Annotated in this window: 6 protein-coding genes, 2 tRNA genes and 1 pseudogene; 5 read left to right on the forward strand and 4 right to left on the reverse strand. The window is 60.2% G+C overall.

All coding sequences use genetic code 11. The features are described 5' to 3' along the window. The coding region (locus ACIPL2_RS34730; RefSeq protein WP_401365255.1) for an adenylosuccinate synthase at nucleotides 1-970 on the forward strand (970 nt) is incomplete at its 5' end. 149 nt (nucleotides 971-1,119) lie between these two features. Then, nucleotides 1,120-3,054 carry a methyl-accepting chemotaxis protein gene (locus ACIPL2_RS34735; RefSeq protein ID WP_401365258.1) on the forward strand — a complete coding sequence of 645 codons (1,935 nt, stop codon included), beginning with the start codon at nucleotides 1,120-1,122 and terminating at the stop codon, nucleotides 3,052-3,054. 121 nt (nucleotides 3,055-3,175) lie between these two features. Here ACIPL2_RS34735 and ACIPL2_RS34740 read toward each other — a convergent pair whose 3' ends face one another. From ACIPL2_RS34740 to ACIPL2_RS34755, 4 genes are all read right to left on the reverse strand, one after another. Next, nucleotides 3,176-4,741, reverse strand: coding sequence for an ABC transporter permease (locus ACIPL2_RS34740; protein WP_401365261.1), 1,566 nt, complete (start codon nucleotides 4,739-4,741; stop codon nucleotides 3,176-3,178). Continuing rightward, the gene (locus ACIPL2_RS34745) at nucleotides 4,741-5,751 is read right to left on the reverse strand and encodes an extracellular solute-binding protein (protein ID WP_401365263.1); all 1,011 of its coding nucleotides are present in this window, start codon (nucleotides 5,749-5,751) and stop codon (nucleotides 4,741-4,743) included. The genes ACIPL2_RS34740 and ACIPL2_RS34745 overlap by 1 nt, the downstream gene beginning before the upstream one ends. Before the next feature lie 270 nt (nucleotides 5,752-6,021). Then, a tRNA-Leu gene (locus ACIPL2_RS34750) sits at nucleotides 6,022-6,108 on the reverse strand. A 166-nt stretch (nucleotides 6,109-6,274) separates the two neighbouring features. Then, a tRNA-Leu gene (locus tag ACIPL2_RS34755) sits at nucleotides 6,275-6,361 on the reverse strand. 226 nt (nucleotides 6,362-6,587) lie between these two features. Between ACIPL2_RS34755 and rnr the strand changes: the two genes are divergently transcribed. The 3 genes and pseudogenes from rnr to ACIPL2_RS34770 form a co-directional block, all read left to right on the forward strand. Next, a complete protein-coding gene (gene rnr / locus ACIPL2_RS34760; protein ID WP_401365266.1) occupies nucleotides 6,588-9,218 on the forward strand; it encodes a ribonuclease R in 2,631 nt (876 codons plus the stop codon). Further along, nucleotides 9,215-9,982: a 23S rRNA (guanosine(2251)-2'-O)-methyltransferase RlmB gene (gene rlmB, locus ACIPL2_RS34765; RefSeq protein ID WP_401365269.1), complete on the forward strand. Its 768-nt coding sequence runs from the start codon at nucleotides 9,215-9,217 to the stop codon at nucleotides 9,980-9,982. The genes rnr and rlmB overlap by 4 nt, the downstream gene beginning before the upstream one ends. Before the next feature lie 312 nt (nucleotides 9,983-10,294). Then, nucleotides 10,295-10,380 (forward strand): annotated as a pseudogene (locus ACIPL2_RS34770) (30S ribosomal protein S6); the annotation flags it as partial.

The following is a 10,380-nucleotide window of genomic DNA, read 5'->3' on the forward strand; positions in this document are numbered from 1 at the left end:
CCTGTCCTTCCACGTAGCGCTGGACCAGGCCCGTGAAAAGGCCCGTGGCGAGCTGAAGATCGGTACGACCGGTCGCGGCATCGGCCCGGCTTACGAAGACAAGGTTGCACGTCGCGGCCTGCGTGTGGGCGACCTGCTCAACATGCCGCGTTTTGAAGACAAGCTGCGTGAACTGGTGGATTACCACAACTTCATGCTGGTGGGTTACTACAAAGAGCCTGCCATCGAGTTCGAAAAAACCCTGGCCGAGTGCAAGGAATACGCTGAACTGCTCAAGCCGCTGATGCTGGACGTGACGGCCGAGCTCCACGACCTGCGTCGTGCCGGCAAAGACATCATGTTCGAAGGCGCCCAGGGTTCGTTGCTCGACATCGACCACGGTACCTATCCGTACGTGACCAGCTCCAACACCACCGCAGGTGGCGTGGCGACCGGTTCGGGCGTTGGTCCGATGTTCCTGGATTACATCCTGGGCATCACCAAGGCTTACACCACTCGCGTCGGTTCGGGTCCATTCCCGACTGAGCTGTTTGACGAAGTGGGTGCGCACCTGGCCAAACAAGGTCACGAGTTCGGCGCTACCACCGGCCGTGCCCGTCGTTGCGGCTGGTTCGACGCCGTTATCCTGCGTCGCGCTATCGATGTGAACAGCATCTCGGGCATCTGCCTGACCAAGCTCGACGTGCTCGACGGCCTCGAAACCATCAACATCTGCATCGGCTACAACGATGCGCAAGGCAATGCCGTTGCCCCGACTGATGCTGACAGCTACGTGGGCCTGCAGCCTGTGTACGAAGAAGTGCCGGGCTGGACCGAGTCGACGGTGGGTGCCAAAACCATCGAAGAGCTGCCCGCTAACGCCCGTGCTTACATCAAGCGCGTCGAAGAGCTGATCGGTGCGCCGATTGACATTATTTCGACGGGCCCGGACCGCAACGAAACCATCGTTCTGCGTCACCCGTTCGCTTAATAAGTCGTTGATGTAAAACACAAAGGTCCCTTAATCGGGGCCTTTGTCGTTTGTGCCTGTCGGACGGCACGACCTTTGCTGTGATGTTGATTAAAAGCATCGCTTCCAGCGCGCCATCAATTTAATGGCGCCAAGCAGAGGGATTTTAAGTGTCAGCCATTCTCTCATTGTTACAAAGCCGTCTGTTGCGGCCGGTGTTCGTTACCCTTGGTATCGCCCTTTTGGTGCAAGTGCTAGTGGCTGTCGCTCTGACCCGGAGCACAGTGACTGCACTGGAGGCCGATCTCGGTGCGCGCCTGGGGGCCGACAGCCAAAAGCTCTCCGGTGAACTCGAGCAGGCGGGGCGTGAAGTCACGTCGAGCCTCGACAGCCTCTCCGCGAGTACGCGTCAGCGCCTCACCGCCGGTTTGTCCTCGCGATTGAAGGACGAGCAGGCGCAGTTGCGCGCGACGCTGGAAAAGGACCTGAAGGATTCCGCCAATGATATGGCGCAGCTTCTGGCCTCGGTCGCACCCCGCGCGATGTGGGACAGCGACGTTCCAACCCTGTCTGAGTTTGCCCGCCGGGCCCAGCGCAATCCCAACGTGTTGTTCGTGGTGTACGACGACGCCACGGGGCAGCACCTGACGCGCTATCTGAATCGCGAGAATCCGATCAACAAGGCGTTGCTGGAGAAAGGCCAGGGCGAGCGAGCGCTGGACAAGGTGCTGGATGCGGCGAAGAACGATCCGTCGGTCTACTACCTCGAATCCTCGATCAACCCCAACGGCGTGGAAATCGGCAAGGTCTTGATGGGCGTCTCGACTGCTTCGGTGGAAATCGATCTGGCGGCCCTCGACAAGCGTTTCTCGGCGCTGATCGCCAGCAGTGATCAGCTGGTGGGCGACAGCCTCAAAGGCGCGGCGGCTGATAGCGCCGCGGCAATGGGTGCGCGCCTGCAGTCGGCGCAGGCCACTGCTGCTGAAATGAAAGCCAACACCACCAGTACCGTGCAGGAAGCGGCAGGCACTTTGCGCTGGCGCATCGGCATGGGCCTGGCGCTGGTGGGTTGTGGTGTGCTGCTGTTGCTCGCGGTGGTGTTGGGTCGTCGCGTGGTCAATCGCTTGAAAATGCTGATTGCTGCCATGGATGACCTTGCTGCGGGCGAAGGTGATCTGACCAAACGGGTGCAGATCAATAGCAAGGACGAAATCGGCGACATGGCCTCGGCGGTCAATCGCTTTGTGGATAAGTTGCAGCCGATCGTGCGTGAGGCGGGTGATGTGGCCCAGCGTACCGGCGTGGAAATCGGCGCCATGACCCTGCGCAATGCCGGGGCCGATGCGGCGGCCGGCATGCAGCGCGATGAAGTGGCCGAGAGCCTGCGTGCGTTGTCGCAGATGGCTGACGAAGCCCAGTCTGAAAGCCACGCCATGCAGGCGGCGTTGCAGCAGGTGGTGGACATCCGTCAGGCCACCGATGAAAACACTCGGACCTCGGCGAAAGTCGGCAGCCTCATCGAAGCATTGGCGGGGCAGGTCGACACCGGGGCGAAAGTCATCGAGCGACTGGCGCAGCAGAGTGAACAGATTGAAGTGGTGCTGACGGTGATTCACGGGATCGCCGAGCAAACCAACCTGCTGGCGCTGAACGCGGCCATCGAAGCGGCGCGTGCCGGCGAGACCGGTCGCGGGTTTGCGGTGGTGGCTGACGAAGTACGGGCACTGGCGAGCAAGACCCAGAGCTCCACCGGCGATATCCAGGCGCACATCGTTGCCTTGCAGCAAGGCGCGCGTGAGGCCGTTGCCGCGATTGGGCAGGCCGGGCGCCAGGCCAGCGAAGGTTTGCTGGTGTTGCGTGACAGTGCGCGGTTGCAGCAGTCGGTGCAGGCATCGGTCGAGCAAGTGCATGCGGCGATCGGTCTGGCGACGCAGGCGGCGGCGCATCAGGCGCAAGGTGCGCAAGCGGTGCGAGGTCGGGTTGAGACGATTCATGCGCAGGCTGAGAAGGCAGCTCAAGCGGTGGTGGAAACCACGGCCAGCGGCAAAGTGCTGGATGGGTTGGCGGCGCAGTTGAAGGCGAGCCTGGGGCAGTTCCGGGCTTAAAAGGTTGTATGAGCGGGCCCCTTCGCGAGCAAGCCCGCTCCCACATTAGATGTTCTGTGAACACACAATTTGTGAACGCCAGAGATCAAATGTGGGAGCGGGCTTGCTCGCGAAAGCGGTCTCAACGGCTCAAATACATCCGCGTCGTCAGCAAATAAACCGGCAACCCCGACACCACAATCAACAACGCCGCATAGGGCGCCGCCGCCGCAAACTCGACATTCGCGGTATGCGCCCACACCTCGGTGGCCAACGTATTAAGCCCGGTCGGACTCAACAGCAATGTCGCCGTCAGCTCCTTCATCGCATCCAGGAACACCAGCGCAAACGCCGCGCCCAGCGCCGGGAAAATAATCGGCAACGTCACCCGGCAAAACGCGCTGAACGACGACGCGCCCAACGTGCGTGCCGCCTCTTCAAGCTGCGGCGCCGCTTTGTTCAGCGCCGTACGAATCGGCGCCTGAGCCAGTGGCAGGAACAACAGCGCATACGCGATCAGCAGCAACGCCGAGGTTTGATACAGCACCGGCACGTAATGCAGGGCGAAATACACCAGCGTCAGTGCAATCACCAGTCCAGGCAGCGCATGCAGCAGATAGGGCAAGCGTTCGGCCCAGATCGCCAATGGACCTTTAAAGCGCACCACCAGCAGCCCCACCGGCACCGCCAGCACCAGGCACAACGCCGCGCCGCCGAGTGATAGCGCCAGGGACGAAAGCAACGCCTCGCCGATCGCCGCCACCGGGAATGCCGCCGACGAACCCACGGCCAGCCAGTACACCAGCATGCCCAACGGAATGCCGCTGCCAATGACCGCCAGTGTCAGGCAGTAAATTTGTCCTGCTACGGCCCAAGGCCCCAGGCGAACCTGTTCGGCATGTCGCGCTGCGCCCTGGCCGGTGCGCACGTGTCGGCCCTTGCCACGCACTCGCAGTTCGAGCCACAACAGCACCAGGCACAGCGCGAGCAGCACCGCCGAGAGCATCGCCGCGTTGGCATTGCTGAATTCCAGCTCGAACTGCTGATAGATCGCCGTAGTGAAGGTTTGCAGGCCGATGATCGACAGCGCGCCGAACTCCACCAGCATGTGCAGGGCAATTAACAGCGAGCCGGCGAGCAGAGACGGCCAGAGCAAGGGCAGGGTGATCCTGAAAAACACGCCCCAGCGATTCTGCCCCAGCGTGCGGGCGGACTCTTCCAGGGACGGATCGAGATTGCGCAGGGTCGCCGCCACCGGCAGAAAGATCAGCGGGTATTTGGACAGGGTCATCACCAGGATTGCCCCGCCCAAGCCTTCGAAATGCGCGCTCAACGACACCCAGGTAAAACTGCTGACAAATGCCGGTACGGCGAACGGCAGACACAGGATCACCCCCCACAACCGGCGCCCCGGCAGATTGCTGCGCTCCAGCAGCCACGCCAGCGACAGACCGATCACACCGCAAGCCAGCGTCACACCGACCATCAGCGCCAGGGTGTTGCGCAGCAGGCCAAAGACATAAGGCCGCCACAGCAAATGGATCGCCTCGGCCCAGCCCGCTTGCCAGGCCTTGAGCCCGACATACGCCAGCGGCAGAAGGCTGAGCACGACCAGCAGCAAGACCGGCAGCAGCAACCAGATCGACGGCCGCTTGCGCCGTGGCACGTAACCCCCGCGCAATGCGGAGGCGGATAACGATGTGCTCATCAGTTCAAGCCAACGTCACGTTCCAGGTCCAGGGCTTCTTCGGCATTGCCGAGGTCGGCAGGCGTGACCTTCGGTGCCTCCAGTTCGCTGAACGGCTTGAGGCCGCGATCCGATTCCATGCCCTTATGCAGTGGGTATTCGGCGGTGGTCTGGGTGATCACGCGCTGGCCTTCTTCGCTGGCCATGTAGGCGAGGAATTGCTGGGCTTCTTTTGGATGCTTGCTGGATTTCAGCACCGCCGCGCTGGACACGGTGATCAGCCCGCCGACGTCGCCGCCGGTGAAGTAATGCAGTTTCGAATCGAGCTGGCCTTTTTCGCGTTGCAGGGCGAACCAGTAATAATTGTTCACCAGCACGGTGGCGACTTCGCCGTTCTCCACAGCCTTCAGTGCGACCATGTTGTTGCTGTAGGTCTTGCCGAACGCGCGCAGGCCGGTCAGCCATTCTTCGGCTGCGTCCATGCCGTGCACTTTGATGATTGCCACGGCCTGTTCCTGGAACGCGCCGCTGGTGGGGACAAAGCCGACTTTGCCTTGCCATTTTGGATCGGAGAATTCCATCACCGATTTGGGCAGGTCTTTTTCATCGATCAGTTTCGGGTTGAAAGCGACCACGCGGACCCGGGCGGTGATGCCGATCCACGTGCCATTGCCGGCGACATAGTCTTTGGGCAGGACGGCGAGGGTGGCGTCGTCGGTTTTCGCCAGCAAACCCTGCTCGCCGAGTTTGTTCAGTGGCGGTGATTCTTCGGTGTAGATCACGTCGGCAGGAGAGCGATCGCCTTCTTCGACGACCTGGCTGGCGAGCTGGTTGCTGCTGCCCTTGCGCACATTGACGTGAATGCCGGTCTTGGCTTCGAAGGCTTTGGCGATGGCGTCGCCGACTTCCTTGTGTTGACCGTTATAGAGCGTCAGGGCCACCGCGTCGGCGGCTTGGGTGAGGGGAGTGGCGAGAGCCAGGCCGAGGAGGGTAAAGGTCAAGCCTCGGCGCAGGGTATTTCGAAACTTCATTCGCAGGGTTCCTCACTGTCGCATTGCAAAAACTTGCAACAATGATAAACGATATTGTTTCTCAAGTGCGCCTTGCGCACCTGTAGGAGCGCGCTTGCTCGCGATGGGCGTGAACGATGACGCGGGGTATCTGAATGTCCGCGTTGTCCGGGCTACCTTCGCGAGCAAGCTCGCTCCTACAGGTCATTTGTTGTTTTATGGAAGTCAGAAACGCAAAAACCCGCTTTCGCGGGTTTTTGTGAAATTCCAGATCGACTCTGAAATTTGAATTGGTGCCCAGAAGAAGACTCGAACTTCCACGACCTTGCGGTCACCAGCACCTGAAGCTGGCGTGTCTACCAATTTCACCATCTGGGCATAATCTTCAGCGTTGCCGCTGTTGATGTGGCGCACTATACGGAGAGCTTTTTGATCTGTAAACCCCTGATTTAATTTTAATAAATCAGGCGCTTAGAATGCAAAAAACCCGCTTTCGCGGGTTTTTGTGCGAGCCTTGAAATTGATCTAATCTCAAGCTCGAAATTGGTGCCCAGAAGAAGACTCGAACTTCCACGACCTTGCGGTCACCAGCACCTGAAGCTGGCGTGTCTACCAATTTCACCATCTGGGCAGTATCGGCAACGCTAGTGCGTCGTCGATGGCGCGCACTATACGGAGCGTCTTTTTAACTGTAAACCCCTGGCCTTAAAAAAACCTGAAAAATGTTACCAATGGCATTCAAGTAAGCTTTACGGGGTCGATAAAGGGCTTTAGATGGGCTGTCATAGCTTGAAATTTCCCGTTTCATTACGCCTATGCCAAACTAACCCGCATATAGACAAGGTGAAAACTCTCTAATGGCCGATTGGCAGTCCCTCGATCCCGAGGCCGCTCGTGAAGCGGAAAAATATGAAAACCCTATTCCTAGCCGCGAACTGATCCTTCAGCACCTTGCTGATCGGGGTTCGCCTGCTAACCGCGAGCAGCTGGTCGAAGAGTTTGGTCTGACCACAGAAGACCAAATCGAAGCCCTGCGCCGCCGCCTGCGCGCCATGGAGCGCGACGCTCAACTCATCTACACCCGTCGCGGCACTTATGCGCCGGTGGACAAGCTCGACCTGATCCTGGGCCGCATCAGCGGTCACCGTGACGGTTTCGGCTTTCTGGTTCCGGACGACGGCAGTGACGACCTGTTCATGAGCCCGGCGCAAATGCGCCTGGTGTTCGACGGCGACCGTGCCCTGGCCCGTGTTTCCGGCCTGGACCGTCGCGGTCGCCGCGAAGGCATGATTGTCGAAGTGGTGTCACGTGCCCACGAGACCATCGTCGGTCGTTACTTCGAAGAAGGCGGCATCGGCTTCGTCGTTGCGGATAATCCGAAGATCCAGCAAGAAGTGCTGGTGACGCCGGGTCGCAACGCCAACGCGCAGATCGGTCAATTCGTCGAAGTGAAGATCACTCACTGGCCGACGCCACGCTTCCAGCCGCAAGGCGACGTGGTTGAAGTCGTGGGTAACTACATGGCGCCGGGCATGGAAATCGATGTCGCCCTGCGCACCTACGACATTCCTCACGTCTGGCCTGAGGCGGTGCTCAAAGAAGCCGCCAAGCTCAAGCCGGAAGTCGAAGAGAAAGACAAAGAGAAACGCATCGACCTGCGTCACCTGCCGTTCGTGACCATTGACGGTGAAGACGCTCGCGACTTCGATGACGCGGTCTACTGCGAAGCCAAGCCGGGCAAACTGCGCCTGTTCTCCGGTGGCTGGAAGTTGTACGTGGCGATTGCCGACGTCTCCAGCTACGTGAAGATCGGTTCGGCCCTGGACAACGAATCCCAGGTTCGCGGCAACTCGGTGTATTTCCCTGAGCGCGTGGTGCCGATGCTGCCTGAGCAGCTGTCCAACGGCCTGTGCTCGCTGAACCCGCACGTCGATCGCCTGGCCATGGTTTGCGAGATGACCATCTCCAAATCCGGCGAGATGACCGACTACTGCTTCTACGAAGCGGTGATTCACTCCCACGCTCGCCTGACTTACAACAAAGTCAGCGCGATGCTGGAAACGCCGAAACTCACCGAGGCGCGTCAGCTTCGTGGTGAATACAACGACGTTCTGCCGCACCTCAAGCAGCTCTATGCGCTGTACAAGGTTTTGCTGGCGGCCCGTCACGTGCGTGGCGCGATCGATTTCGAAACGCAGGAAACCCGGATCATCTTCGGCACCGAGCGCAAGATTGCCGAAATCCGTCCGACCGTTCGCAACGATGCACACAAGCTGATCGAGGAATGCATGCTGGCGGCCAACGTGGCCACCGCCGAATTCCTGAAGAAGCACGAAATCCCGGCGCTGTATCGCGTCCACGATGGCCCGCCACCGGAGCGTCTGGAAAAACTGCGCGCCTTCCTTGGCGAGCTCGGCCTGTCCCTGCACAAAGGCAAGGACGGCCCGTCGCCGAAGGATTACCAGGCATTGCTGGCAAGCATCAAGGACCGTCCGGATTTCCACCTGATCCAGACCGTCATGCTGCGTTCGTTGAGCCAAGCGGTTTATAGCGCCGATAACCAGGGCCACTTCGGCCTGAATTACGAAGCCTATACCCACTTCACCTCGCCGATCCGCCGCTACCCGGACTTGCTCACGCACCGGGCGATCCGCAGCGTGATCCATTCCAAGCAGGATACGCCGCACGTTCGTCGTGCCGGCGCGATGACCATTCCGAAAGCGCGTATCTATCCGTACGACGAAGCGGCCCTGGAGCAACTCGGCGAGCAGTGCTCGATGAGCGAGCGCCGTGCCGACGAAGCGACCCGCGACGTGGTGAACTGGCTCAAGTGCGAGTTCATGAAGGACCGCGTGGGCGAATCGTTCCCGGGTGTGATCACCGCAGTGACTGGTTTTGGCCTGTTCGTCGAACTGACCGATATCTACGTCGAAGGCCTGGTGCACGTGACCGCGCTGCCGGGCGACTACTACCACTTCGATCCAGTGCATCACCGCCTGGCGGGTGAACGTACCGGTCGCAGCTTCCGCCTGGGCGACACCGTTGAAGTGCGCGTGATGCGTGTCGACCTCGATGAACGCAAGATCGACTTCGAGATGGCTGAAAAAACCATCAGTGCGCCGATTGGCCGTAAAAAGCGTGGCGCGGAAACAACCGCTCCAGCGGCTAAAACCGCAGCAGAGCCGGCGCCGGCGAAAACCGGTCGTCGTCCTGCCAAGGAAAAGGCTGTCGAAGCCTATCGCCCGAGCGATGCGGCGGCAAAAAATGCCGAGCTGCGCAAAAGCCGTGAATTGAAGCAGGCGTTGTTGTCTGAAGCGAAAAGCGGCGGTAAAGCGGCGTCTGGGGGAAAGACCGGACGGTCGGCGCCTGACAAGGCTCCCGGCGGCAAGCCAGCAAAACCGAGCAAGCACCGTAAAGGCCCGCCAAAAGCGGGTGCCGCTCCAGCTGCCAAAAGCGGCGGGGCGCGTAAACCTAAGGCCAAGTCATGAGTAATCTGGAAAAAATCTACGGCGTACACGCGGTAGAGGCGTTGCTGCGCCACCACCCGAAACGCGTCAAGCAGATCTGGCTGGCCGAAGGCCGCAGCGATCCGCGCGTGCAGACGCTGATCCAGCTGGCGAACGAAAATCGCGTCGCCGTCGGCAACGCCGAGCGTCGTGAGCTGGATGCCTGGGTTGAAGGCGTGCATCAGGGCGTGGTGGCGGACGTGAGCCCGAGCCAGGTCTGGGGCGAGGCGATGCTCGACGAGCTGCTCGATCGCACCGAAGGCGCCCCGCTGCTGCTGGTGCTCGACGGCGTGACCGATCCGCACAACCTCGGTGCTTGCCTGCGTTCGGCCGATGCGGCCGGCGCGCTGGCGGTGATCGTGCCGAAGGACAAGTCAGCCACCCTGACCCCGACAGTACGGAAAGTGGCCTGTGGCGCGGCGGAAGTGATTCCGTTGGTCGCCGTGACCAACCTGGCGCGCACCCTGGAAAAACTCAAGCAGCGTGGCTTGTGGGTCGTCGGTACGGCGGGCGAGGCTGAGCAGAGTCTGTATCAGCAAGACATGACCGGCCCGACCATCCTGATCATGGGCGCGGAAGGCAGCGGCATGCGTCGCCTGACTCGCGACCTTTGCGACTACCTGGTGCATCTGCCGATGACGGGTAGCGTCAGCAGTCTCAACGTGTCCGTGGCAACCGGAGTGTGCCTGTTCGAGGCCCAGCGCCAGCGCAGCGTCAAAGCCGCCGGTATCGCCAAAAAGTCCTGATCCAGCGGTAACCCCCCCTCCTGTGGGAGCTAGCCTGCTAGCGATGGCGGAGTCACATTCAACATCAATATTGAATGTTATTTCCTCATCGCTAGCAGGCTAGCTCCCACAGTGGTTTGTGTTTTGGGCAAATAGTCGTGGTTGTTCAAATAATCACCAATTGCCTTGCACCTCTCCTGTCCCTTCTCTACAATTGCGCCCCTTGCTGTGACGGCAGGCACGCATGTGTCTATCGCAAGCAAGTCCATAAGTGTCATTCACTCCTTGTCTGACCGCTTTTGAGCGGCAGGCTACAACCCGTAAGGAGCATTCATGCGTCATTACGAAATCATCTTTTTGGTCCACCCGGATCAAAGCGAGCAAGTCGGCGGCATGGTTGAGCGTTACACCAAGCTGAT

The sequence above is a fragment of the Pseudomonas sp. NPDC086251 genome, from assembly GCF_044746405.1.
Lineage (GTDB): Bacteria > Pseudomonadota > Gammaproteobacteria > Pseudomonadales > Pseudomonadaceae > Aquipseudomonas.